Annotated in this window: 23 protein-coding genes; 11 read left to right on the top strand and 12 right to left on the bottom strand. The window is 66.9% G+C overall.

Annotation, left to right across the window (positions count from 1 at the left end; genetic code table 11):
* Nucleotides 1–6: 6 nt before the first annotated feature.
* Complete coding sequence (locus U5768_RS30605) at nucleotides 7–1701, bottom strand: GMC family oxidoreductase (protein WP_322034060.1); 1695 nt, start codon at nucleotides 1699–1701, stop codon at nucleotides 7–9.
* Nucleotides 1702–2211: 510 nt separating this feature from the next.
* On the opposite strand from U5768_RS30605, the gene U5768_RS30600 reads away from it, so the two are divergent.
* Entirely contained in the window at nucleotides 2212–2493 is a 282-nt protein-coding gene (locus tag U5768_RS30600) for a hypothetical protein (RefSeq protein ID WP_322034059.1), read from the top strand.
* Nucleotides 2494–2624: 131 nt separating this feature from the next.
* Nucleotides 2625–3782, top strand: coding sequence for an N-methyl-L-tryptophan oxidase (gene solA, locus U5768_RS30595; RefSeq protein ID WP_322034058.1), 1158 nt, complete (start codon nucleotides 2625–2627; stop codon nucleotides 3780–3782).
* Nucleotides 3783–3797: 15 nt separating this feature from the next.
* Here the strand turns inward: solA and U5768_RS30590 are convergent, their stop codons facing one another.
* From U5768_RS30590 to U5768_RS30565, 6 genes are all read right to left on the bottom strand, one after another.
* The gene (locus tag U5768_RS30590; RefSeq protein WP_322034057.1) at nucleotides 3798–4868 is read right to left on the bottom strand and encodes a hypothetical protein; all 1071 of its coding nucleotides are present in this window, start codon (nucleotides 4866–4868) and stop codon (nucleotides 3798–3800) included.
* Nucleotides 4869–4966: 98 nt separating this feature from the next.
* Nucleotides 4967–6286 carry an RNA polymerase sigma factor gene (locus tag U5768_RS30585; RefSeq protein WP_322034056.1) on the bottom strand — a complete coding sequence of 440 codons (1320 nt, stop codon included), beginning with the start codon at nucleotides 6284–6286 and terminating at the stop codon, nucleotides 4967–4969.
* The gene (locus U5768_RS30580; RefSeq protein WP_322034055.1) at nucleotides 6283–6705 is read right to left on the bottom strand and encodes a VOC family protein; all 423 of its coding nucleotides are present in this window, start codon (nucleotides 6703–6705) and stop codon (nucleotides 6283–6285) included. Before U5768_RS30580 ends, U5768_RS30585 begins: the two co-directional genes overlap by 4 nt.
* Nucleotides 6706–6737: 32 nt before the next feature.
* Entirely contained in the window at nucleotides 6738–7157 is a 420-nt protein-coding gene (locus U5768_RS30575; protein WP_322034054.1) for a YciI family protein, read from the bottom strand.
* Nucleotides 7158–7306: 149 nt separating this feature from the next.
* A complete protein-coding gene (locus tag U5768_RS30570) occupies nucleotides 7307–7660 on the bottom strand; it encodes a YciI family protein (RefSeq protein WP_322034053.1) in 354 nt (117 codons plus the stop codon).
* Between the two features lie 83 nt (nucleotides 7661–7743).
* Nucleotides 7744–8361 carry a TetR/AcrR family transcriptional regulator gene (locus U5768_RS30565; protein ID WP_322034052.1) on the bottom strand — a complete coding sequence of 206 codons (618 nt, stop codon included), beginning with the start codon at nucleotides 8359–8361 and terminating at the stop codon, nucleotides 7744–7746.
* A gap of 85 nt (nucleotides 8362–8446) precedes the next feature.
* Here U5768_RS30565 and U5768_RS30560 point away from each other — a divergent pair, with 85 nt between their 5' ends.
* From U5768_RS30560 to U5768_RS30540, 5 genes are all read left to right on the top strand, one after another.
* On the top strand, nucleotides 8447–9577 hold the full coding sequence (locus U5768_RS30560; RefSeq protein WP_322034051.1) for an MBL fold metallo-hydrolase: 1131 nt from the start codon (nucleotides 8447–8449) through the stop codon (nucleotides 9575–9577).
* Nucleotides 9578–9830: 253 nt separating this feature from the next.
* On the top strand, nucleotides 9831–11090 hold the full coding sequence (locus tag U5768_RS30555; RefSeq protein ID WP_322034050.1) for an ROK family transcriptional regulator: 1260 nt from the start codon (nucleotides 9831–9833) through the stop codon (nucleotides 11088–11090).
* Nucleotides 11077–12633, top strand: coding sequence for a sugar ABC transporter ATP-binding protein (locus U5768_RS30550; protein WP_322034049.1), 1557 nt, complete (start codon nucleotides 11077–11079; stop codon nucleotides 12631–12633). Before U5768_RS30555 ends, U5768_RS30550 begins: the two co-directional genes overlap by 14 nt.
* Before the next feature lie 41 nt (nucleotides 12634–12674).
* Entirely contained in the window at nucleotides 12675–13718 is a 1044-nt protein-coding gene (locus U5768_RS30545) for an ABC transporter permease subunit (RefSeq protein WP_415913999.1), read from the top strand.
* 113 nt (nucleotides 13719–13831) lie between these two features.
* Nucleotides 13832–14776 carry an ABC transporter substrate-binding protein gene (locus U5768_RS30540; RefSeq protein WP_322034048.1) on the top strand — a complete coding sequence of 315 codons (945 nt, stop codon included), beginning with the start codon at nucleotides 13832–13834 and terminating at the stop codon, nucleotides 14774–14776.
* A gap of 43 nt (nucleotides 14777–14819) precedes the next feature.
* Here U5768_RS30540 and U5768_RS30535 read toward each other — a convergent pair whose 3' ends face one another.
* From U5768_RS30535 to U5768_RS30515, 5 genes are all read right to left on the bottom strand, one after another.
* A complete protein-coding gene (locus tag U5768_RS30535) occupies nucleotides 14820–15782 on the bottom strand; it encodes a sulfonate ABC transporter substrate-binding protein (protein ID WP_322034047.1) in 963 nt (320 codons plus the stop codon).
* 136 nt (nucleotides 15783–15918) lie between these two features.
* Nucleotides 15919–17538, bottom strand: a complete 1620-nt coding sequence (locus U5768_RS30530; protein ID WP_322034046.1) for an EAL domain-containing protein — start codon at nucleotides 17536–17538, stop codon at nucleotides 15919–15921.
* A gap of 206 nt (nucleotides 17539–17744) precedes the next feature.
* The gene (locus tag U5768_RS30525; protein WP_322034045.1) at nucleotides 17745–18821 is read right to left on the bottom strand and encodes a transporter; all 1077 of its coding nucleotides are present in this window, start codon (nucleotides 18819–18821) and stop codon (nucleotides 17745–17747) included.
* A gap of 69 nt (nucleotides 18822–18890) precedes the next feature.
* Nucleotides 18891–20144 (bottom strand): DUF1479 domain-containing protein, encoded by a 1254-nt coding sequence (locus U5768_RS30520; protein ID WP_322034044.1) that lies wholly within the window; start codon nucleotides 20142–20144, stop codon nucleotides 18891–18893.
* Nucleotides 20145–20194: 50 nt separating this feature from the next.
* Nucleotides 20195–21286, bottom strand: a complete 1092-nt coding sequence (locus tag U5768_RS30515) for a PHB depolymerase family esterase (protein WP_322034043.1) — start codon at nucleotides 21284–21286, stop codon at nucleotides 20195–20197.
* Between the two features lie 192 nt (nucleotides 21287–21478).
* Between U5768_RS30515 and U5768_RS30510 the strand changes: the two genes are divergently transcribed.
* The 4 genes from U5768_RS30510 (at nucleotide 21479) to U5768_RS30495 (ending at nucleotide 25172) form a co-directional block, all read left to right on the top strand.
* Nucleotides 21479–22075 carry a chromate transporter gene (locus tag U5768_RS30510; RefSeq protein WP_322034042.1) on the top strand — a complete coding sequence of 199 codons (597 nt, stop codon included), beginning with the start codon at nucleotides 21479–21481 and terminating at the stop codon, nucleotides 22073–22075.
* The gene (locus U5768_RS30505; protein ID WP_322034041.1) at nucleotides 22072–22641 is read left to right on the top strand and encodes a chromate transporter; all 570 of its coding nucleotides are present in this window, start codon (nucleotides 22072–22074) and stop codon (nucleotides 22639–22641) included. The genes U5768_RS30510 and U5768_RS30505 overlap by 4 nt, the downstream gene beginning before the upstream one ends.
* A gap of 130 nt (nucleotides 22642–22771) precedes the next feature.
* Nucleotides 22772–23101, top strand: coding sequence for a DUF4148 domain-containing protein (locus U5768_RS30500; RefSeq protein WP_322034040.1), 330 nt, complete (start codon nucleotides 22772–22774; stop codon nucleotides 23099–23101).
* 289 nt (nucleotides 23102–23390) lie between these two features.
* Complete coding sequence (locus U5768_RS30495) at nucleotides 23391–25172, top strand: trypsin-like peptidase domain-containing protein (protein ID WP_322034039.1); 1782 nt, start codon at nucleotides 23391–23393, stop codon at nucleotides 25170–25172.
* Nucleotides 25173–25278 lie beyond the last annotated feature (106 nt).

Below are 25278 nucleotides of genomic sequence, written 5' to 3'. Positions count from 1 at the left end.
TGCGGTTCAGCGTGCGGCGGCGCGGATCATGTCCGCGGCCTTTTCGCCGATCATCATCGCGGGTGCGTTGGTATTGCCGCCGATCAGCGTGGGCATGATCGAGCAGTCGACCACGCGCAGGCCGTCGATGCCCCGCACGCGAAGCTCGGGGTCGACAACGGCGAAGCGGTCCGACTCGGGCCCCATCCGGCACGTGCCCACGGGGTGATAGAGGCAGTCCGCGTGCTCGCGCACGAACGCGCGCAGCCGGTCTTCGTCGGCGAAGCTCTCGCTTTTCATCTCGCGGCCGCCCAGATTCCTCAGCGCGGGCTGATTGAACACGTCGCGCATGATGCGAATGCCCTCGATGAGCGTTTCCATGTCGCGCGGCGCGGTCATGAGACGCGTGTCGATGAGCGGCGCGTCGCGCATGTCGGGCGAGCGTAACCGGACGAACCCGCGGCTCTCCGGCCGCAACACGCACACGTGCCCCGAGTAGCCGTGTCCGAGCTTGCGGCGGCTGCCCATGTTGCGGTTGCCGATCAGCGCGACCGTAAAAACCAGATTGAGATCGGGACGTTCGAGCCCGGGGCGGCTCTTCACGAACGCCCCGGCCTCGACGAAGTTGGAGGTGAGCATGCCCGTGCGGTCGCGCCGGTAACGGCGAATCTCATTGAGCAGGCGCAGGCCGCCGCGCAGCGTCGCGCCGAACAGCGCCGTGTTGTCGAGTTGCGTATTGAGGACGATATCGAGGTGATCCTGCAGGTTTTCGCCCACGCCGGGCAAATCCTGGCGCACCTCGATGCCGAACGCGCGCAACTGCTCCGCTGGCCCGATGCCGGAAGCCAGCAGCAACTGCGGGGAGTTGAACACGCCGCCTGAAACGACGACCTCGCGGCGGGCCCGCAACACCTGCTCCACACCGCCGCGCACGACGACCACCCCGACCGCGCGACGTCCTTCGAAAACGATGCGCAACGCCTGGCTTTCCGTGAGGACGTGCAGATTCGACCGGCCGTTGTTGTAATGCCCGTTGGCGGCGTCGCCGCGATGCAGGTACGCGCGCGCGGCGTTCCAGCGCTCGCCGTTGTGCTGGGTGACCTGGTAGTAGCCGAACCCTTCCTGGTCCGCGCCGTTGAAGTCGTCGTTGAGCTTGTGGCCGGCCTGCACGGCCGCATCGAGGAAGTGCTGCGAGAAAGGATTAGGAGACCGAAGGTCGTTGACGTAGAGCGGACCTTCGGTGCCATGCCACGGGCTGCCCGTGCCGGCGAAGCGGGTGTTGTTCTCGCTGCGCCGGAAATACGGCAGGACGTCGCTGAAGCCCCAGCCATGGCAACCCTGCCCGGCCCAGTCGTCATAGTCCTTGTGGTGGCCGCGGATATACACCATTCCGTTCAACGACGACGACCCGCCGAGCACGCGCCCGCGCGGCTGGTAACTGGTGCGGCCGCCAAGCGCCTCCTGGGGCTCGCTGTAGTAGCCGTAGTTGTAGGCGCCCGGCTTGACGACGGTTTTCGCGAGCCCGACCGGCGTCCAGATCAGGTAGTGGTGGTCGGAGCCGCCGCTTTCGATTACGGCGACGCTGACGGTCGGGTTCTCGGCGAGCCGGCCGGCTACCGCGCAGCCGGCGGAGCCTGCGCCGATCACGACGTAGTCGTATTCGCCGGCGATGGATGCATTGGTTGCGGCAGGTGCAATGGGCGCGCTGGATGAAGAACGCATGCGGCTCCCTTTCGTGGTTACGGCTCCCGGCGGCGCGCCGGGGGCGTGCCACTTGTCCGTTATGTTCGCGATGTTCCGGCGGGTGCGCCCCGCCGGGTGTATGCCTGTCTCGACGGCACGGGGACTGCGGACATCACGGTAACGGGAACAACCTGACCGGCGAACCACCCGCATCAGGTGGGCGAGCCGCACTGAGCCGCCATTGAGCCGCATGCCGGTAGCCCGGTATGCGTGTGGTCAAGTTTTTGGCGGCGCGCCCGCAACCGCCCCAAAGCGCCCCAACTGAGACGCACGGTCAAGCCGCCCCGAAAAAGCGCGCTAAATTTTCGCGACGACGAGGCGAGCCGGCCCGCTCATGCGGCCGCTGGTCCGTCCGATGGTCCGGGTTCTTGCGTTCCGCATTGCCACGCCTGCCGGGGAAAGGCAAGCCGTGCGAGGCATTTCCATGCCAGGAACGCCACGATCCGGGCCGCGCAGCCATAAAAGCGACCTGAGAGAACCAAAAACAAGATGAGCATTCTTGCCAACCACGTGCCTCCGAAGACCACGGGGCTTCTGCCGGCTGCGCTCGCCGACACGCAGCTCGACCATGTCGAACGCATGGTCCAGTACTACGCCCATCACGGCGACGCCGCCGTGAGCGGCTTCGACTACGCCTACTGGCGCAAGCGTCTGCGAGCCGTGGCCGAAACCTACGATCTGGTCGCCACGCAGCGCAGGCGCATTGTCGGCCTGCTGGACCGGCTCGAACGCGACGCCCTCCTCAGCCTGCCGCCGCACGAACGGGCCTGATCCGGCTCGCGCCCTCGCTCGACAGGCGCGGGCGATGCGCCGACAATGAATGCCCTTCACGACGCGTGCGGTCCCGATCCGCGAGGCCGCACGCGCAAACGTTCACGCGCCGCGTTGCGCACGGGGCATCCATGCAGGGCACAAACGTAAGCAATCGGCATTTCGACACGATCATCGTCGGCGCGGGCTCGATGGGGATGGCGGCCGGCTATTATCTGAGCCGCCTCGGCAACAAGGTGCTGCTGCTCGACGCCGGCGATCCGCCGCACGATCAGGGCGCGCACCACGGCGCCACGCGTCTCATTCGCCACGCCTATGGCGAAGGCGCCGCCTACGTACCGCTCGCCTTGCGCGCCCAGCAGCTTTGGGAAGACCTCGAACAACAGACGCAAACCACGCTGTTCGTGCGCACGGGCGTCGTCAATATCGGTTTGCCCGACAATGCGTTTCTGCGCGAGGTGCGGGTAAGCGCCGACCGCCACGGCATCCCGCTGGAAACGCTCGACGCGGCCGCCGCGAGCCGGCGCTGGCCCGCGTGGCGCCTCGAGCCGGAGCAGATCGCGACCTTCGAACCCGGCGCGGGCGTGCTTTATTGCGAGCGCGCGATCAGCGCTTACCGCCAGCTAGCGATCGCGCTCGGCGCCACGCTGGGCACGAACATGCGCGTCACGCGCATCGAGTGCCATGGGCGGGAAAGCGTCAACGTCCGGGCCGGCGAGAACGAACAGTTCACCGCGCGCGATCTGATCGTGTGCGCCGGCAAATCGACTCGCGATCTGCTCGCGCCGCTGGGCCTCGACGTTCCGGTCACGCGCGTGCGCAAGAGCTTCGCGTGGTTCGGGAGCGAGTCCGGCCTCTTCGCGCCGGAACGCTTCCCGGGCTTTTTCGTCGCCTCGGAAGCGGGCGGCTATTACGGCTTTCCCGATCTCGACGGCAGCGGCCTGAAACTGGGCCGCCACGACGCCGGCGAGCCCATTGCCGCGGACGCGCCGCTCGCGCCATTCGGCGTAGAGCCAACCGATGCTGGCGATCTGCAAGCCTTCCTCGCGCGCTACTTACCGGACGCCGGCAAGCTACGCGTGGGCCGCGCCTGCGAATACGACATGACGCCCGACGAGCATTTCATCATCGACCGGGTGCCCAACTGCCCGAACGTGCACGTCGCGACCGGCTTTTCGGGGCATGGTTTCAAGTTCGCCAGCGCGATCGGCGAAGCGCTCGCCGAGCGCATCATGCAAGGCGAAAGCCGCATCGATCTCGCGATGTTCGCGCGCAAGCGCCTTGCATGACGATGGGCCCCAGGCCTAGTTCGCGGGAATCGTCACGACCGGCGCCTTGCTGCTCGTATCGGCTTCCGCGAGCGCCATGAGGTTTTGCAGCACCGTGAACGCATATTTCGAATCGAAATCGGTGCGTTCGACCCAGTAGGCGGTGCCGTCGTAGTCGATCGCGACATAGGCATCCGCGGGCGCCTTCGGCCCCTGGTGCACGATGATGATCGGCCGCGTTTCGCCGCCAATGAGCCCGACGGTCGGCTTCGTCGCGCCGCTCTGCACCTGGGCGTCCGGCACCTGCACCTGCGCGCCGATATTCGTGAGGATGCCGAGCACCGAGCGCGTCACCATCGGAATGCGACTGCCGCCTTGCGCCGAAGGTCCGTAGACGATCTGATACGTGCGCGTATCCGCCGCGAGATGCAGCAGTTCGCGCACGCGCGCGAGGTCCGCCGAAACTTGCGGCGACTGCGCGCTGTTCGTCGCGCCGAGCGCGAGATACACGCTGTTCCCACCGTTCTCGTTGCGCGACTCCACATTCAATTCGCCGGCCAGTTGCAGGCGCCGTAGCGTCTGCAGCAACTGGAAGAAGCCGGCCGAGCCCGCGCTGTCCTCGCCGCCCAGCGCGCTGCCGTTCTGCAGCCCGCCGATCGATTGCGCGCTGATACGCAACAGCAGATCGACCGGCATGCCGCCCTCGGCAAGCGGCATGATGAGTTCCGGCGCGAGCGGCCGGATATAGGCGGACGCGAACGCTTCGCCCGTGGTCGGCGAAAACGTGAAGGTCGGTCGATTCGACCAGGAAACGCTGCCGGTCGCCAGCGCATAGTTCGGCTGCGAGCCGGAACCGATATTGCCGGTCGCGCCCGCCGTCGAATCGAATTGATACGCGGCGATGATCGAACTCACCGTGAGGAACGCGGGCGCATCGCCGAAACGCAACCCGACGACCGCTGCGAGTATTTCGCGCTTTTTTGCATCGCCGAGTGCTCTTGCATAATCGACCTGATCGGCGCGCAAGCGCGTGGGGCCGAGATGTACACATGCCGTGCCCAGCAAGGTCGAGCACGAAACCGCCAGAATCGTCGCTTTTGAAATCATCGGAAGCCTGCGCGGCCGGCCGCGCAAAGAGAGTGGGTCCGCGCGCACAGGTAGCAAGCGTTGTGCCCCGAAATTTCAGAAGCGCAAGGCGGCGCCGCTCAGCGCCGCGGGCGCGAGGTGTGCGGCTCGCACGCGGCGGCTCTCGTCAACAGCACTTCGCGATCGCGCGCGTTTTGCGTAAGCGCGGCCGCGCGCTCGAATTCCGCGCGCGCTTCTCCATGGCGCGCGAGTTTTTCCAGCAGATCGCCACGCGCCGCGGGCAGCCACGGGTAGTGGCGCAGTGCGGGTTCTTCGCACAATGCATCGACGAGATCGAGCGCTGCCTGCGGCCCCTGCGCCATGCCGACCGCCACCGCGCGATTCAGACGCACGACGGGCGACGCGTCGAGTTGCAGCAGCGCGTCGTAGATAGAAACGATCTGCGCCCAGTCCGTTGCCGCCGCGCTCGGCGCGCGTGCATGGCACGCCGCCAGCGCGGCCTGGAGCGCGTACGGGCCCGGCGCACCCGCGCAAGCCGCGCCGCGCGCGATGGCGGCGAGCCCGCGCCGGATCAATAGCGCGTCCCAGCGGCTGCGGTCCTGATCGGCGAGCAGCACGGCGCGCCCGGTCCGGTCCACGCGCGCGGGCAGGCGCGAAGCCTGCAGTTCCATCAACGCCGCGAGGCCGTGCGCCTCGCCTTCGAGCGGCACGAGTTCCGCGAGCATCCGGCCAAGCCGCAGCGCTTCTTCGCAAAGCGCGGGCCGTGTCCAGTCCGGGCCAGCCGTGGCTGCATAGCCTTCGTTGAAGATCAGGTAAATGACTTCGAACACCGAAGCAAGTCGCGGCTCGAGATCGACGCGACGCGGCACTTCGAATGGAACCTTCGCCGCCGCGAGCGTGCGTTTGGCCCGCACGATGCGCTGCGCGACGGTCGCCTCGGGCACGAGAAACGCACGCGCGATCTCGGCCGTGGTGAGACCGCCGAGCAGGCGCAGCGTGAGCGCGGCGCGGCCCTCCTTCGGCAGCACGGGGTGACAGGCCACGAACACGAGCCGCAGCAGGTCGTCGCCGATGTCGTCCTCGCGCGCGGCGTCGAGCGCCTCGACGAAGTCGGGCGCGAAGTGCGCCTGCAGCGCTTCGAGATCCGCGCCCATCGCCTCGTGCGCGCGGGCGTGCATTGCCGCGCGACGCAACCGGTCGAGCGCGCGATGTTTCGCGGCGGTCATGAGCCACGCTCCGGGGTTCTCGGGAATGCCGTTCGCGGGCCAGCTTTCCAGCGCGGCGACGAACGCGTCCTGCGCGATTTCCTCGGCCACGCCCACGTCGCGCACGATGCGCGCGGCGTGAGCGATCACCTTCGCCGACTCGATGCGCCACACGGCTTCGACCGCGCGGCGCGTTGCTGCAAAGGCTTCCCGCTTGTCGCTTGCGTCGGTCACGAACCGTGCGCGCCCTTTTCGAGCGCCGCCGGCGACATGTACATCAGTTCCCAGATGTGACCGTCCGGGTCTTCGAAGCTGCGGCCATACATATCGGTGCCGGCTTCCATCGGCGGGCGTTTCGATGTGCCGCCCGCCGCGAGCGCCTTTTCGATGAGACCGTCCACTTCCTCGCGCGAAACGCACGAAAGGCACGTCAGCACCTCGGTGCTTTCGCGGGCATCCACGAGCGCCTTGTCGGTGAAGCCGCGCATGAAGTCCAGCGTGAGCAGCATGGCGTAGATGTTCTCGCCGATCACCATGCAGGCGGCCTGATCGTTGGTGAATTTCGGGTCGAACGTGAAGCCGAGCTGGCCGAAGAAGTCCATCGAGCGCTTGAGATCGCGCACGCCCAGATTGACGAAAATGTGCTTATGCATAATCGAGTTCCTGTGGTGTTCGATGAAAATGATCAGGATGCCTTACGTTGCTCCTGGAGCTGGCGGAAATTCTCGACGCCCTCGCACTGCGGCAACTCGTCGAGTTCATAAAGCTGCCGCACTTCGACTTCGCCTTCGGCGCGGCCAAACGGAGACGGAAAGCGCCGCGCCCATTCGAGCGCTTCGTCGCGCGAGCGCACCTGGATCAGCGTATAGCCGGCAATCAGTTCTTTCGTTTCGGCAAACGGGCCGTCGACGATCGTCGGCTTGCCGTTCGTGTAGTGCACGCGAAAACCGCGCGAAGTGGGCTGCAGGCCCGAGCAGTCGAGCAGCACGCCCGCCTTCGCCAGTTCGTCGTGATAGCGGGCCATCTCCGCGTATATTTCCACGTCGTCGGGCGGCTCGCCCGCTTCGGTCAGCGCGTTGGCGCGCACCATGATCATGAATCGCATTGTCTTCTCCTTCCTGTGTGTGACGTTCGGGAATGTTCGAAGGCACCTGTGGGTGCGCTCATGAACACGACGCGCGAGGCGCACGGAAATCGACAACGGACAGCGAAATTTTTTACGAGCTTGGGGAAACCACCTGGAAAGACGCCGCTTCAGCGGAAGCACGGGCCCGTTTCACGCACTTCGACGCTCGCCCATTGCGCTGCGGGACAGCGCCGCGCAATGGCAAGCGCCTCGTCGCGCGACGCGCAATCGACGAGAAAAAATCCGCCGACCATTTCCTTCGATTCGGTAAACGGACCATCGACGACGCTCGTGCGGCCTTCGCGCACCTGCACGCGCGCGCCGCCGGTGTCGGCGGTGAGCGCGTGCGCGTCGATCAGCTTGCCCTCGGCGGCGAGTTCGTCCGCGAATTCGACCATGCGCGCGTAAAGCGCCTCGCCTTCGGATTGCGGGCGCGTGTCGCGCTGGCCGCGTGGCTCGGCGATGAGCAGCATGTATGGCATGAGCGTGTCCTCTCAGTCAGCCTGCGATCCTGAAAGGCAAGAGTCTATGCCAGAAAAACAGTTGCGCGTTCGGGGTCGCGCTTTCAGGCATAGCGCGCGAGAAACAGATCGGCGGACGATTCCGCAATCTGGCGTTGCTGCGCCTCGTCGAGCGGCGGCTGGCCCATCGCGACCTGCGGCCAGAAGGCAAAGGCCTTCACGACGCCTTGCAGTTGCTGCGAAGCGAAGGCCGGATCGGGCGTTTTCAGGCGGCCATCGGCGGCGGCGGCGCGCACCCAGACCGTGAGGTCCTCTTCGCGCTCGCCGATGCGGGCGACCATGTCGCGCGCGCGCTCGGGCGAGTGGATGCCCGCCGCGATCGCCACGCGCGCGAGCTTGAAAAACGCCTCGTCGTTCAGGAGCCGCAGCTTGCGCATCAGCAACTCGATGAGCTGTGCGCGCAGCGGCTCGCCGGCCCGGTAAGCCGGCGCGTCTGCGGTCGCGCTCGCGTCCCAGAGCTGGCACAGGATCGACGCGAACAGCGCCTCCTTGCCCGGGAAGTGGTTGTAGACCGTGCGCTTCGAAACGCCCGCGCGCGCGGCGATGCGGTCCATGCTCGTGGCATCGAAGCCGAAGGCCAGAAATTCGTCGATGGCCGCCGCGACGATGGCGGCGCGCTTGCGGTCGGTCAGGCGCTGAGGGGTGGCGAGTGAGCAATCCATTCCAGAATCTTACACCAGGCAGTTTACTTTTCGCCAGAATAAACTACACTGTGCAGTCTACTTCCCGTTTCCTAAGGTAGCTGCCATGACTTCGCCTTTCGCATTGCTGAGCCGTACCTTGGGCCTGCACGCCGCCCAACGCGGGCGCGAACTCTCGCGCACCTCGCCGCAGCACGACGGCGAGCGCTTTCGCAACGTGCGCCCGCGCCCGGCCGAGGGGCTCGGCAAAACGCTGAAGATCATGTGGAACATGATCTTTCACAAGCCGGGCGGCACCATGCCCGCGGGCGCGCTGCCCGTTCAGGCGCTCACGCGCGCGCAACTCGAGGCCGCGCCCGATCGCAGCGTTTACCGGCTCGGCCATTCCACGCTCCTCTTCAAGCTGCGCGGCCAGTTCTGGCTCACCGATCCGGTTTTCGCCGAGCGCGCTTCGCCGTTCCGTAGCCTCGGGCCCAAGCGCTTTCACGCGCCGCCCATCGCGCTGGCCGACCTGCCGCCGCTGCGCGGCGTGATCCTCTCGCACGACCACTACGACCACCTCGACCGCGAAACCGTGCTCGCGCTCGCGGCCACGACGGGCGTGTTTCTCACGCCGCTCGGCGTGGGCGACCGGCTGATCGAATGGGGTATCGACGGGGCAAAGGTGCGCCAGTTCGACTGGTGGCAAGGCGCGAGCATCGACGGCATCGAGTTCACGGCCACGCCCGCGCAACACTTCTCGGGACGCAGCCTGTTCGACGGCAACAGCACGCTCTGGGCTTCGTGGGTCATCGCCGACGCCGATCTGCGCGTGTTCTTCAGCGGCGACACCGGCTACTTCGACGGCTTTCGCACGATTGGCGAGCGACTCGGGCCCTTCGACGTGACGTTCGTCGAGACCGGCGCGTACGACCCGCAATGGCCCTACGTCCACATGCAGCCCGAAGAAACGGTGCAGGCGCACGTGGATTTGCGCGGCGAATGGCTCGTGCCGATTCACAACGGCACGTTCGATCTCGCCATGCATCGCTGGCAGGATCCCTTCGAACGCGTGACCGGCATCGCGCTCGCGCGCGGCGTGACGCTCGCAACGCCGCGTATGGGCGAAAGGCTCGATCTGGCGCAGCCGCATCGTGGCGAGCGGTGGTGGCGCGAGGTGGAGCAAAGCGCTGAGGCGCCGCGAACGGCGCGCCGGTGGTTGGGTTGCCGTGAGGGAGATGGAGCCCGCTCTTCGTAGTATCCGGCGCCCCGCCTTTCTCTGCGCCCGCGCGCTCCCGGCGCGCGGGCACACAAGCTGCTCCCTCCCCGCTTCCTCCCCCCTTCGCCGCAAAAGTCTCCTAAGCTTTTGCATCGGCCCGCGCATCGCGCCGACGTCTCACCCTTCACGGGATTTCCCCAGGCTGACATCCCTCGATTTCTGGCATTAAATAAATCAACTTGATTTATTTAGTCGACGCGCGGTTGACGCGACGCCGGCCCGGAGGAGACGCGTGAGAAGTCCGCATGTCGGTCAGGGCAGCAATTCCGCCAACGTCCGCCGCTTCAACGAACGCCTGCTGCTGCAGGCGCTGCGGCGTGCGGGCGAGGCATCGAAGGCCGATCTCGCGCGGCTCGCGAATCTCACGAGCACCGCGGTGGGCGCCATCATCACGTCGCTCACGGCCAATGGCCTCATCGAAGTCAGCGGCCGCCGCGACGGCCAGCGCGGCCAGCCCGCTTCGCTTCTGCGCCTTTCGCCGCGCGGCGCGTTCGCGATTGGCGTGCGCCTCGACCGGACCAACATCGAAACCGTCCTCGTCGATTTCGCGGGCCAGATGATCGGGCGCCGCTCGCGCGACATGCTGTTGCCGCAACCCTCGGTGGCGCAGGAAATCGTTCAGCGCGACATCGCCGAATTGTTAGCCATCCTGACGATAGAGGAGCGCAGCCGTCTCGCCGGCATTGGCGTGGCGCAGCCGTACAACCTCGGTAGCTGGCTGCGCGAACTGGGCCTGCCCGCCGACACCTTCCGCGTGTGGAACGACGTGGATTTCGCGGGCGAACTCGCGCGCGCCACGGCGCTGCCCGTGTTCAGCGAAAACGACGGCAACGCGGCCGCCATCGCCGAGATCTTCTACGGCTGCGGGCGCCAGCGCGACGACTTCCTTTATCTCTTTCTCGGGCCGGCGATCGGCGGCGGCATCGCCATCGGCGGCGACTGCGTGCGCGGTCTCACCGGCAACGCGGGCGATTTCGCAGTGATGCCCGTGCCCCCGAGCCGTCTGCCCTCGGCGCACAAACCGCCGGGTCAGTGGGACATCCTGCTTTCGCGCGCCTCGCTCATCGCGCTGCGCCGCCACCTGCAATATTGCGGCGAGACGATCGACAGCCGCGCCGATCTCGAAGCGTGCATTGCGCGCGGTCACCCTGGCGTGCAGGAATGGCTCGACGATTGCATCGATGCGCTCGCGCCCGCGCTGCGCTCGGCGTTGTGCGTGCTCGACGTGCCGGCCGTGGTGCTCGACGCCGACGTGGACGCCGGCCTCGTCGACACGCTCATGCAGCGCCTGCGCGTCGCGGTGGCGGCCACCGCGCCAGAGGCGCGCGGCACGCCCGCCCTCGTGCGCGGCACCTTCGGTCCCGATGCGGGTGCGCTCGGCGCGGCCACGCTCCCGATGTTCTTCAACTTTTCGCCGCGCGCGGGCATCCTCATGGGCGCCGGCGCACAAACTTACGCTCAAGCGCAGGAGGAGAGCCATGTCGCCCTCTGAGTCCACGACGCCCCCGCTGCTGGAAATGCGGGGCATCACCAAGACCTTCCCCGGCGTGCGCGCGCTCGATAACGTGCGCCTCACCGTCTATCCCGGCGAAGTCCATTCGCTCATGGGCGAGAACGGCGCGGGCAAGTCCACGCTGATGAAGATTCTCTCGGGTGCGTATCAGGCCGATCCCGGCGGCGCCATTCTCATCGAGGGCAAGCCGGTCGTAATCGACGGGCCGCATGCGTCGCGCGAGCTGGGCGTGGCCGTGATCTATCAGGAACTGAGCCTCGCGCCCAATCTTTCGGTGGCCGAAAACATTTACGCGGGCCGTGAGTTGCGCAAGGGCGGCGGCCGCTTCGGCACGGTCGACCGCCGCGCCATGGAGCGCGGCTGCGAAGACGTGCTCAAGCGCCTCGGCGCAAGCTTTGGGCCAATCACGCTGGTCGGCTCGCTTTCCATAGCCGAGCGTCAACTGGTCGAGATTGCGCGCGCCGTGCATAGCGACGCCCGCATCCTCGTGATGGACGAGCCCACCACGCCGCTTTCCTCGCGCGAAACGGAACGCCTCTTCACCCTCATCAACCAGTTGCGCGACGAAGGGCTTGCGATCATCTACATCAGCCATCGCATGGCCGAGGTGTACGAGCTTTCGGACCGCGTTTCCGTGCTGCGCGACGGCAGCTACGTGGGCACGCTCATGCGCGACGCGCTCAACGCGGAAAGCCTCGTGAGCATGATGGTGGGTCGAGATATTTCGGGGTTCTACAAAAAGGCGCATGCCCCGTACGATCCGGGCAAGGCCGTGCTCACCGTGCGCGACGTGGCCGACAACAAGCGCGTGCGCGGCTGCAGCCTCGACCTGCATTCGGGCGAAGTGCTCGGCATTGCGGGTCTCGTGGGCGCGGGCCGCACAGAGCTTGCGCGCCTCATTTTCGGCGCGGAGCCGCGCGTGCGCGGCGAAATCGCCATCGACGGCAGGACGCTGAACGTGCACACGCCGCGCGATGCGATCAACGCGGGGCTCGTCTATCTGACCGAGGACCGCAAGCATCAGGGCCTCTTTCTCGACATGAGCGTGCGCGACAACATCAACGTGACCGTGGCCGGGCGCGATGCGCGCATGGGCGTGCTCGACCTCGCACGCGGCGGCGAGCGCGCGAAGGAAGCGATCCGCGCGCTCTCCATTCGCGTGCCGAACTCGCGCGTGAGTGTGGGCGCGCTTTCGGGCGGCAACCAGCAGAAGGTGCTGCTTTCGCGCCTGCTCGAAACGAAGCCGCGCGTGCTGATACTCGACGAGCCCACGCGCGGCGTCGATATCGGCGCGAAGTCCGAGATCTACCGCATCATCAACGACCTCGCCAAAACCGGCGTGGGCATCATCGTCATTTCGAGCGAGCTGCCCGAGATCATCGGCGTGGCCGACCGCGTGCTCGTCATGCGCGAAGGCGAATTCGCCGGGGAGCTTGGCGGCTATACCGGCAAGCCCATTACCCAGGAAGCGATCATCGAACTCGCTACCGGCTCGCAGCATCCGCTCGACGCCGCCGCTTGACCTTCACCGCCTACGCAAGAAACGTCCATCAGGAGTCCGACATGAAAAGCATTCTTCCCCGGCACGGCGTCGCGGCCTCGCCCACGCAGTCCGCGCAAGACGTGCAGTCCGCCCGCAGCGTCGCGCTCGACGGTCATCGCCAACGCATGAAGTCGCTCGTGCGCACGGCGGGCATGCTGCCCGTGCTGGTGCTGCTGTGCATCGGCTTCGGTCTGCTCAACGACGGTTTCTTCACGCTGGAGAATCTTTCGATCGTCACGCAACAGGCCTCGATCAACATCGTGCTCGCCGCCGGCATGACTTTCGTGATTCTCACGGGCGGCATCGACCTCTCGGTGGGATCGGTGCTGGCCGCCGCCGCCATGGCCGCCATGATCGGCTCGAACATCGCGGGCTGGGGCTGGGTGGGCGTGCCCATGGCGCTCGCGGTGGGCCTGGGCTTCGGCCTCGTCAACGGCGCGCTCATCGCGCTCCTGCGCCTGCCGCCGTTCATCGTCACGCTCGGCTCGCTCACGGCGGTGCGCGGCATTGCGCGGCTCATGGGCCACGACACGACCATTTTCAATCCGCAGCTCCCGTTCGCATTCATCGGCAACGGCACGGTGTTAGGCGTGCCCTGGCTCGTGATCATCGCGCTCGTGGTGGTGGCCGGCTCGTGGTTCGTGCTGCGCCGCACGGTGCTTGGCCTGCGCATCTACTCCGTGGGCGGCAACCCGGAAGCAGCGCGTCTTTCGGGCATCAAGGTGTGGGGCATCGAGATGTTCGTCTACGCCATTTCGGGCCTGCTCGCGGGTCTTGGCGCGGTGATGTCGGCCGCCCGTCTCTACGCGGCGAACGGCCTCCAACTGGGCCAGTCGTACGAACTCGACGCGATCGCCGCGGTGATTCTGGGCGGCACGAGCTTCGTGGGCGGCGTGGGCTCGATCATCGGCACGCTGATCGGCGCGCTTATCATCGCAGTCCTGACCAATGGCCTCGTGCTGCTCGGCGTTTCGGACATCTGGCAGTACATCATCAAGGGCCTCGTGATCGTCGGCGCCGTGGCGCTCGACCGCTATCGTCAGCGTGGCTCGGCTCGCACGTAAGCGGCATCGCATACCGCGTAACCAGAAACAGGCGCGAGCGCGGGCGGTCCTGCTGCGCTCGCCGGGAAGGACCCAAACAGGACCAAAAGCAGGCCCCCTCAGGAGACAACCTCATGTTCAAGAAGAAAGCCGTTCTCGCCGCTGCTGCCCTCACCTTCGGTTTCGCCCTGCAAGGCGCGCATGCCGCCGACAAGCAGCTCAAGTCGATCGGCATTACCGTGGGTTCGCTTGGCAATCCTTACTTCGTGACGATTGTGCAGGGCGCGGAGGCCAAGGCGAAACAGCTCAACCCGAATGCCAAGGTCACGGCCGTTTCCGCCGACTACGACCTCAACAAGCAGTTCACGCAGATCGACAACTTCATTTCCGCGCACGTGGACATGATCCTCCTGAACGCGACCGATCCGAAGGCGATCCTGCCGGCGGTGAAGAAGGCGCAGGCAGCCGGTATCGTGGTGATGGCCGTGGACGTGGCCGCTGCGGGCGCCGACGCCACCGTGCAGACCGACAACGTGAAGGCCGGCGAGATTTCGTGCGAATACCTCGCGAAGAAAATCAACAATACGGGCAACGTGATCATCCAGAACGGCCCGCAGGTCTCGGCCGTGATCGACCGCGTGAATGGCTGCAAGCAGGTACTCGCCAGGACGCCCGGCATCAAGATCCTCTCCGACGACCAGGACGGCAAGGGCTCGCGCGAAGGCGGCATGAACGCGATGCAAGGCTACCTCACGCGCTTTCCGAAAATTGCGGGCGTGTTCGCCATCAACGACCCGCAGGCCATTGGCAGCGATCTTGCCGCGAAGCAACTGCATCGCGGCAACATCGTGATTACGTCGGTGGACGGCGCGCCCGATATCGAAACGGCGCTCAAGACCGATACGCTGGTGCAGGCCTCGGCGAGCCAGGACCCGTGGAAGATGGCGCAAACGGCCGTGCAGGTGGGCTACGAGATCATGAACGGCAAGAAGCCCTCGAACCCGATGATCGAGATGACGCCGCAACTCGTCACGCGCGACAACGTGGGCAGCTACAAGGGCTGGTCGTCGCCGCACTGATCACGGGTGTTGCTCAGGCACCAGGCGGCCCGTGCTCGCGCGGTCATGCGAGCACGGCGTCCTTCGTCACCACGCGGCGCGGAATGATCTTCAGATCGTAGAACGTGTCCGCGATCTTTTGCTGCTGCGCGATCACGGCGGCGTCGATCGGCCGGTATTCATGCGCGTAATGCGTGAGGCCGGTCTGGATCGTCGCCGCGTCCAGCCCCTGGATCGGCGAAAGTTTCGCAGCCGCCGCTGCCGTGTTGGCGCGCACCCATTGCCCCGTTTTGCCCAGTTCGTCCAGCGCGATAGCTAGCGCGTCCTTGCGGTTTTGCGCGAATTCGCGCTGGCTCAGGAAAAACTGATGGTGGCTCGCCACGCCGCTCGCATCGGCGAGAAGCCGTGCGCCGTCCTGCGATTCGACGGCGGCGAGGAACGGATCCCAGATCGCCCAGGCGTCGATGGCGCCGCTTTGCAACGCCGCGCGCGCATCGGCGGGCGCGAGGAACACCGGCTGCACATCGCCGATGGAAAGCCCGTGCTTTTGCAGCAGCGCGACGAGAAACCAGTGCACGTCCGAGCCGCGATTCAGGCCTATTTTCTTGCTCTTGAGACCTGCCACGTCGCGGATCGGCGAATTCTTCGCCACCACCACGCCCTCCGCGTGCGGCGTGGGCAGTTCGTACGCCGTGTAGACGAAATCCGCACCCGCTGCCTGCGCAAACACGGGCGGCGCTTCGCCCACGTAACCGAAGTCGATGGCGCCCACGTTGAGCCCTTCGAGCAATTGCGGCCCGGCGGGAAACTCCGTCCACGACACCTTGATGCCGAGCGGCGCGAGGCGCGTTTCGAGCGTGCCGTTGGCCTTGAGCAGCACGAGCGTGCTCGCGGCCTTCTGATAGCCGATGCGGAACTGGTCGGGTTGATACTTCGCGAACGCGGTGGCGGGCAGCGCCGCGCTGGCGAGCGTCGCGCCCAGCGTGGCGAGGAAATGGCGGCGAGTGTAGTGCGTGGGGCGGGTCATCTTCGGCGAGTCCGTGTTGGCATTGAGCATGCGCCCGCACGGCGCAGCCCTCGAACCGCCGATGCTACTGGCATACGCGCGCCGGCAGAAACGATGTTTCGCGCTAAGCAAATCACGCCGGCGGGAATGCACTGCCCTATATGCCGGCCGTCATCTGCGGACTGGGCGACATATGCGCGCCGTTCGCGCGATACCAGCGCATGAACGCTTCGGACGTCATGGGCCTCGCGTAGAAAAAGCCCTGTATGTACGTGACGCCCCGCGCGCACAGATAGTCGCGTTGCACCTGCGTTTCCACGCCTTCCGCCACGAGCTTCGCCCCCAGGCTATGCGCGAGTTCGATGATGGCGTCGAGCACCGCCGCCTTCTTGCCTTCGGAATCGATCGTGAGCACGAAGCCGCGATCGATCTTCAGGACATCGAATGGAAATTTCTCGAGATACGACAGCGAACAATAGCCGGTGCCGAAGTCGTCGATGGCGACGTGAACGCCCTCGCGCCGCAGAGCCGCCAGATTATTGCGCGCCTGCCCGGTATTGCGCACCAGCGTACGCTCGGTGATTTCCACCGTGAGCGTCGCGCCGCGTGCGGCAACGGCTGTGCGCAACGCCCGCACGTCGCTCACGAGCTGGTCGCCCGACAGATGCTCGGGCGCGAAATTGACGCCGAGATGAAAACCCGGCGCGACGTCCCACGTAGCGACATCGCGCGCAATGAGCTTTAGCAGATGCTGCGTAAGCGGCACGATCGCGTGTTCTTCTTCGGCGGCCTGAATGAATTCGTCCGGACACACCGGGCCCACGCCTGGCCGCACCCAGCGCAACAACGCCTCCACGCCCTCGCAGCGCTGCGTCGCCACGCCGTAGAGCGGCTGGTATTCGACATGGAATTCGTTCGCGCCTATACCGCGCAGCAATTGTTCGCGGCGCGACTGCCCGCTTTGCAGCACGCGCCGCACGAGCCAGACGAGCAGCGCGGAAAAGGCCGCCGCCCACGGCATGTAGCGCAGCAGCAGGCCGCCCCAGGCTTCGTCAATGCGTTCGGGCTGCCCGTAGATCTTGAGGTCGATCGTGGTGCCCGACAGGCGCTTTTGCACGTCCGCCAGCAACGGCGCGTCACGCACGTTCACGAGCGCCATGGCTTCGCGCAGCACGGCGCCCTCGCCCACGCGCAACTCGGCCTGGCGAAATACCGTGAGCGGCGCGGCGCCGTGCATCAGATCCAGCAGATACTGCGCGTCCACCACGGCCACGACCGTGCGCGCCCCAGCGCCCGGTGCGCCCGCTACGCCAACCAGCAGCGCCGGGCGGTTGCGCACCATCGGCGTGTCGTTGACGATCATGAGCCATTCGTCGTGCGGGCCCGGCGCATATCCGTTGAGCAGACTCTCGGCGGGAATGGCCTGTTGCGCGAGCGCGGAAGAGCAATCGATGCGCCCCGCATACAGAATGTTGAGCGTACGCACATAAGGCACGGTGGCGGCCATGAGCGTAAGGTCCGGCGAGAGCGTTGCGCACGCCTCGCCCGCGCGCGGCGCGAACGTACGGGCTGCGCTCTGCGCCGTCTCGACGATCGAGACGACCTGCCCGACGATGAACGCGGACGCGAACGCCGCCTCGCGCCGCGCACTGCGCTCGGCCTCATAGCGCCCGAGCGCGATGCACAGCAGGATGGGAATCAGCGCTACGACCAGCAGCACGAGCAAACGCGAAACTCGCGCGCGGACCGCGCCGGGGTTGGGCGAGACTTCGGGCAAAGCGTCCTCCGCACCAGGGACGCCGTCGAGGGCGGCTACGGCGTCATGCCAACATACACCAACGTGCTCGCGGCGCGTGCGAGCGATGCCCGTCAGGCGTGAAGGTCAGTGCGAACCTCAGTGCGAACCTCAGCGCGAACGTCAGTGCGAACCTCAGCGCGAACGTCAGCTAACGTGTGCCACGCGGCAGCGGCGGCGAAAAATCCTCAGGCGTCCCCGCGACGGCGAAACACCCACCAGCCCAGCAGGGCCGTGAAGGTCGCGACCAGCACGACCATGAGCCAGAATCCGTGGCGGTTCTCCGCAAGCGGAATGCCGCCCACGTTCATGCCGAAAAAGCCCGCGACGATGTTGATCGGCAGCGCGAGCACGGTGACGAGCGTAAGCGTGAAGAGCGTGCGGTTGTTCTGCTCTTCGAGCCGCGCCGCGACTTCTTCCTGGAGGAGCTTGATGCGCTCGACGAGCCCGGCCATGTCGCCGAGCACGAGCGAGAACTCTTCGGTTGCCTCGCGCAGATCCTGCATGTCGGGTGTCTGGAGCCAGCGCGGCGGCCGCGCGAGCAAACGGAAGATCGACCCCGGCTCCGGCGCGAGCATGCGTTGCAGACGCACCAGAATGCGCCGCATGGCCGCGAGTTCATGGCGGCTCGCCGCGCGGCGCGAGGCAAGAAACTGATCTTCGGCGCGATCGACGTCGACGCTCGTGCGGCGCACGATCTCCACCATGAGGTCGGCCTGGTCGCGCATCAGGTGGATGAGCAGTTCGGCCGGCGAGCGGAACGTCTCGCCGTTGCGCACGTAGCCGCGCAAACGGTCGATGGAGCGCAGCGGCTTCAGGCGCGCCGTCACGAGAATGCGCTCGTGCGTGTACGACCAGAGCGTGGCGATCTGCGAGGGCGTGAGTTCGAAATCGAACATGACGTCGTTGACCACGGCGAACAGGCCGTTATCCACGTGTTCGATCCGTGTGGAGTGCGAACCTTCGACGAGCATTTCGAAGAAGGCGTCCGGCAGGTCGAGATGCGCGCGCATCCACGGTTGCGCCGCCGCGTGCGCGAGATTGAAGTGCAGCCAGTAAAACGTGTCGTCGTGCGCGGCTTGCGGCTCGCCGCTCCCCTGCGCGCGCCGCAGCGCGTCGAGAACGTCGTCGCACGTAACGGGCTGCCCGGGCTGGCCCGGCGTGAACTGAAAACCGCAAATGAGGCCCGACAGGTCGGCGCCATACGTTGCGACGGACGAAGCGAAATCCATGGTCGTCGTGGCCGGTTGATCGGCGCACAGCATGCCATACGCGTGCTTTTGCAGGCAAGCGCGCGAATCGGTGCTCCGACACGCGCGTGTCATCGGTCTGTGCTACGCCGCGCCAGGCAACCCGAATTGCGCGCGGCCGAGCGGCGTGAGATCGGCCACGCCCGCGCGATCCGCGAGATCGGCTTCGATGTGCTCGGGCGGAAAGTCGGGCGGACTGCGGCCTTCGAGAAAACTCGGCAACTGGCGCTGCAGATAGGCGTCGTTTTTCGCGCAACCCGGTGTGGCCGGAATGTACATCACGTTGCTGTAGCCGCTGCCGCGGTGCTCGTTTTCCACCGAGTGAATCGCGTCGCAGTGCCAGAACACGGTGTCGCCGGCCTGCATCTGCGGAATCGATGTCAGCGCATCCAGCAGCGGCGCATGCCATTCGACTCGGATCGGCAGTCCGCGGCCGGGTTGCGCGCCGCACAGGTCGTCCTCGCCCACGTCGTCCTGCAGCGCGCGCAGGAGGACGTACGCCATGGCGTTGGCGATGGGCACGACCTGCAGCGTGCCGTCGCCGGGGCCCTGCGGCGTGAGCGCGGTCCAGCCCTGAAAGGTGCGGAACATCGAGGAGGCGATGCGCGAAGGAATCTCGCTCGCGTGCGTGCGGTACGCGCCGTCGAATGGGTCGTAGCGCCGCCAGTCGCCCGAGAACACATGGCGATAAACCTGGCGAAAACTCTCGTCGACCCAGCGCTCGACCGCGCCGCCGTCGCAATGCGCGGCGAGACCGGGCGCCGCCGTTCCGGGCGGGCGGCGCCGCAAACGGTCGGCGTAGGCGGGCACGACATCGGGATCGAAATGCACGCGCCCCTCGCTCTCGTGGCGCCACAGGCGGTTAAGGAACACGCGAGCGGCGGTGAGTTCGGCGGATTCGCGCGCCTGCACTTGCGGGCGCGACCAGTAGACGCCGTAGATCAGCGGACGGCTCGCGTTCGGGGGCAAGGCGTTGCGCTCGGCCGCGCGTTGAGCGGCGCGCGCGTCGAGATCGTTGCGCGCCACGTAGTCGGCAATTTCGGCGTCCCAGCGCGCGGCCTGCTCCGGGTCGAACACGCCGCGAATCACGCAGGCGCCGCGCGCTTTCACGAGCGCGATCGCATCGGCGCTCACGCGCTGCGCCGCGATGTCGGCGAACGCAATCTCCGGAATCACGGGCTCGCCCGCCTCGCGCAGCCGCGCGATGTGCCGCGCCTCTTCGCCCATGGCGTGCGCGACCTCCTCGAACACCTCGCGATAGTTCGGCAGTTGCGCGCGCAACATGCGCTTCGTTCGCCGGATCGCGGCCGGGACATCGTCGATTTGAAGTGCCGCCATGCGTGTCTCCATCGGGGTTGAATGCCGTCGTTTGCCGGGCAGCATACGCTTTAATGGCTTCGCCGTTGCCGCCGGAAGAACTGCCACATCATCGCCATCGCGTCGGGGCCGCGCTCCGAATGAAACGGTTCGCGCGGGTCGCCGCCGCTCCATGCATGGCCGAGCCCGCGAACGACGCACACCCGCACGACGAGCCTGCCCGACTTCACATAATCGCTGTACTCGACCGCATCGCGGCTGTAGTTCCGGATCTCGCCCACGCGCAAGTCGCCTTGCGCATCGAGCAACCGGTTGACACGCGCGAACTGCTCGCCCAGTTGCACGGCGTTGCGCTTCGCCACGACCGCGTCGATTTCGCCTTGCACGATACAGGCGGGCATACCGGGATACGCGGCGACGTCGAGCGCGGCATCGACGAGATGCACCGGTTCCTCGCGGCTGGCGTGACGCATGACGTTCATCGCGCTCATCGTGGAGGTGGCCGCGCCGAACACCGGCCCGGAGTGCAGGCCGACCGCTGCGAAACGCCACGGATAACGCATGGCGAGCACGGACGCGAGACCCGCGCCCGCCGAGATGCCGGCGAGATAGACGCGCTCGCGATCGAAACCGTGCTCGCCCACGATGGCATCGACGAGCGAATCGACCGCCGGCGCCTCCGACTGCGCATGATCGCCGTGCCAGTGCCAGCATCGCTGGGCGTGCGCGGTTTTCGCCTGCTCGGGAAGCAGCACGGCAAAGCCCGCGCGATCCGCCAGCCGGCAAACCCGCGTGCCGGCGGCGAACGATTCCGCCGTCTGCTTGCAGCCGTGCAGCATGACCACGAGCGGGATGCCCGCGACCGTGACCGCGCCCGCGCCCGGGGGCTGATAGAGCGCATACGCGAGATGGTTGACGAGATGCCCGGCTCGCGGCGGCGCGGAGTGGTAAGAGCGGACCCACCGGCCGCCCGTGCCAGCCGGTTGCGTACGCCCCACGTGCGCCTTCGCCGCTCCCCTCGCCGGTCTGGCGACCTGGGTGGACGTTGCGGGCTTCGCGGGTTTCACTTTCCGCGCGGTTGTCTTCTTCTTAGGTCGCGGCGCGCTCAGGCGAGTGAGCAGTTCGAGACCTCTGAGCCAGACGCTGGTCCTTTTCCGTGGCATGAGTAATGGCGACAGGGCGTTTTGTTCACGTCGCGCCAGGAGCCGCACGGCGGACAGCATCAGAGTGCCCACCATCATAACGGCCCCGGCCCGACGCTGAATTTTGCGTGACGGTACGCCGCCCGTGCTTCGGCGTCGCAAGTGACGCGGCGCTATAATTCCGGCGACGTTTCGTTTGCCGAACTGTTCGGCATGACCCCGCTTTCCGCCATTCCCGTGCCTGCTTCCACGCCAAACGCCCCGCCGCACCCCACGCTGTTCGGACTCTTCCTGATATTCAGCCGCATTGGCCTGACGAGCTTCGGCGGCGGCCTGAGCGGCTGGCTGTTGCGCGAATTCGTTCAGGATCGCAACTGGATCAGCGAAGAGGACTTTCTCAACGGGCTTGCCATCTCGCAGGCGCTGCCCGGCATCAACGTGAAAAACATGGCGATCTGGATCGGGCACCGGCTGCTGGGCTGGCGCGGCGCCGCCGTGGCCGTGACGGGCATTGTCGTGCCGCCCGCGTGCCTGATCATCGTGATCGGCGGCGTGGTCGGCGCGCTCATCTTCCATCCGCTCACGCAGATTCTGATCGCCGGCGCCGCTGCGGCGGCCACGGGACTGTCGCTGTCGATGGGCGTCGTCACCGCGCGGCGCGTGCGGCGGCAAGTGCTGCCGCTGCTGCTCATGTTGGCGACATTTCTGGCGATCGGCGTGCTGCGTTTGTCGCTCGTGTGGGTGGTCGTGGCAGGCGGCACCGCGAGCGTGCTTTACGAATACGTGGCGATACGCCGGGGTGCGCGATGAACGCACGCCTGCTCGGTCAGCTAGCCGCCATTTTCGCGCCACTTTCGCTCGTGACGATCGGCGGTGGCCAGGCGATCGTCGCGGAAATCCAGCGCCAGGTCGTCGAGGTGCATTCGTGGATGACGCATGCGCAATTCGCCGCCGACTTCGCCATTTCGCGCATGGCCCCGGGGCCCGGTTCGCTGCTCGTCACGCTGATCGGCTGGCAGGTCGCCGGATTCTGGGGCGCGCTCGTGGCAACCGCCGCGCTCCTGTTGCCAACGGGTTTCCTCATCTACGGCGTCACGCATATCTGGGGCCGCTATCAGGGCGCAGCGTGGCAACTGGCGCTCGAGCGCGGCCTGCGGCCCATCGCGGCCGGCATGATGCTCGCGGCGGGCTGGGTGCTGCTCAAGTCGCTGAACGGCGGCCTGCCCGCGAAGGCGATTGCCGTCGTGTCGCTTTGCGTGCTGCTCAGAACGCGCGTCAGCCCGCTCGTTCTTCTCCTTGCCGGCGCGCTTGCGCTCTTTGGCGTGAGCCTGATCGGCACGGGACTGCCGCATTGGCTCCAGGTCCAGCTCACGTAGAAAAACGCGCCGCCGTTACAACTCCACGGGAATAGCAGGCCAACCCGCGCGGTATACCCATTGCAGTCTCCGTCGATGCGACCGCGCCCCAGCCGGTCGCCGAACCATGCCATTTAATCAGGAGTTCGAAATGATTATCCGCCGCCCGCTTTTTGCCTTGCTCGTCGCGACCGCTTGCATCGGCGCTGCATCCACCGCCTCCGCGCAAGAACTCACGCGCGCCCAGGTGCGCGAACAGTTGATCGAAGCGCAGGCCAACGGCTCGCAATTCGTCACCGATAGCTCGTATCCCGAGGTGAGCCCCGTCTTCGCGCAGCAAGTCGCGCAGGCGAAGGCTCAGCAGCAGCAACAGCAACCCACCGGCATGGGTGCACCAATGCAAGGCACGAGCGATGCCGGCGCGCCGCGCGCCGCATGTGTCGGGCCGGTGAGCTTCTGCAACCTGTATTCGGGTAGCTGAGCGCGAGCGCCGCGTTCCGCAAGCCGCCCTTTCCCTTTTCCGCACTCGAACGCCCCGCTCGCGACGAGCGGGGCCTCTCGCGCACCCGCACCGCGCGAGCCCCGCAACGCATCGCCTTCGATGCGCCGCGCATGCCTCCCCTTCACGCCGCCGTACCGAATTGCGTGCGCTACAGGACAAACCCTGCCCCCAATAGCGCCGCGACGTGACTACACTATGGACGTCGGCATTCGTTTGCTATCCGCGTTCGCGTGCCGCCCGCCAGCACGACGACACTGGGAGGTGTGCTGTGCTACGCCTGAACTTCGCCCGCCCTTCGCGCCCCGCGGCCGCGCTTGCCCTCGCGCTTGCCAGCGCTTTCTGTTGTGAAGCCAACGCGGCAACACCGCCGCCGGCCCCAGCCAAACCGCCCGCGAACAAAGCCGCCGCCGATAAGGCCGCTAACGACAAGGCGGCGGATAAAACGACCGACGACAAGGCGGCCACCGACAAGGCGACCGCGCAAAACGCCACGGCCGAGACGTCCGCGCCAGCGGCTGCCGCACCGGACTTCTTCTCGCTCGCCGAGCGCTACGGGCCTGCCGTCGTGCACGTGATCGCGCGCAGCGCCGACGACCCGTCCGCGCCGCCCGAGCAGGAAGCCATCGATGCCGACGATCCTTTCTTCGCGTTCTTCAAACGCGCGCCGAAGCCGGCATCCGAGGCCGACGCCAGCGGGCCGCGCGTGATGATGGGCGCGGGCTCCGGGTTCATCGTCAGCCCCGATGGCGTCGTGCTCACGACGGCGCACATCGTCGACAACGCCGAGCAGGTGACCGTGCGGCTCACCGACAAGCGCGAGTTCAAGGCGGAAGTGGTCGCCGTCGACCCGCAAAGCGACGTAGCGGTGCTGCAGATCGACGGTCACGATCTGCCGTTCGTGAAGCTCGCCGATACGGCGAAGGTGCGCGCCGGCGAGCCGGTGCTCTCGATCGGATCGCCGGACAGTTACCAGAACACCGTGACGACGGGCATCCTCAGCGCGACGTCGCGCACGCTGCCCGACGGCAAATCGTTCCCGTTCCTGCAGACCGACGTGGCGGTCAACCCCGACAACTCCGGCGGACCGATTTTCAATCGCGCGGGCGAAGTAATCGGCATCGACGTGCAGATTTACGCGGACGGCGGCCGCTACGAAGGCCTGACTTTCGCGATTCCGATCGACGCCGCCAACCAGTTCCGCGCCCAGTTGCAGGCGCGCAAGGCCGCGCCCGCCGACAGCGCCAATGCGGCCAACGCGGCGGGGGCGGGCAATGGCGGCACGATCCGCACCTTCGGCATGCAGGTCGAGGACGTGAGCCCTGGGCTCGCGGCGGCGCTCGGCTTGACGCACGCGGGGGGCGCGCTCGTTGACGCCGTGGATCCGGGCTCGCCCATCGGCAAAGCGGGCATCCGGACCGGGGACGTGATCATGCAGGTGGGCGCCAAACCCATCGACCGGGCCGCGACGCTTGCCGCCGCGCTCGCTGCCGTACCGCCCGCCACGCCGGCCTCGCTCAAGGTGATCCGCAACCATCAGCCCGCGGTGGCGGGCTTCTCGAACACCGCGTTCGACGCGAACGCCGACGACGCGGCGACGGCGACCGCAGCACAAGCCACCGAAGCCGCGCAGGCGGCGGACGCGACCGACGCGCCGGTTGCGCCTGGCATCGGCGATGCGGCGACCAAGGCGCCGCCGGCCAACGTGCGCGCCGTCAAGACGGTGATGACTGGCACGGGGGGCACGCTCGCCCAGCCTGTCGCAGCGGCCGTGCCGCGCCAGGGCGCCGACCGGCTGGGCCTCATCGCGCATGCGCTGAGCACGGAGGAAAAGCGCTCGATCGACCTTCCGCTGGGTTTGATGGTGGACGCGTCGACTGGGCCTGCCGCGACCGCAGGCGTGCGGGCCGGGGACGTTGTGCTCTCGCTCGACGGCACGCTGGTCGAATCGCAGGAGGACGCCGCCGCGCTGGAGGCCAAGGCGGCGACTAGCATGTCGCTGTTGATTCAGCGTAATCATGCGCGCAAGTTTGTGGTCGTGAAGGTTCGGTGAGGGTGGTGCGCGACGGGGCGCGCTGTTCTGGCGGTTTTTTGGCGGTTTTTGGCGTTTTCTTGTGTTCGTGTCGGTATGCCAGCGTTGCCCCTGTGCGGGGCGGCAC

The organism is Paraburkholderia sp. J76 (assembly GCF_905220295.1).
Taxonomy (GTDB): Bacteria; Pseudomonadota; Gammaproteobacteria; order Burkholderiales; family Burkholderiaceae; genus Paraburkholderia.
The sequence above is the reverse complement of the archived record's forward strand: the minus strand, read 5'-3'. Positions and strand labels throughout refer to the sequence as shown.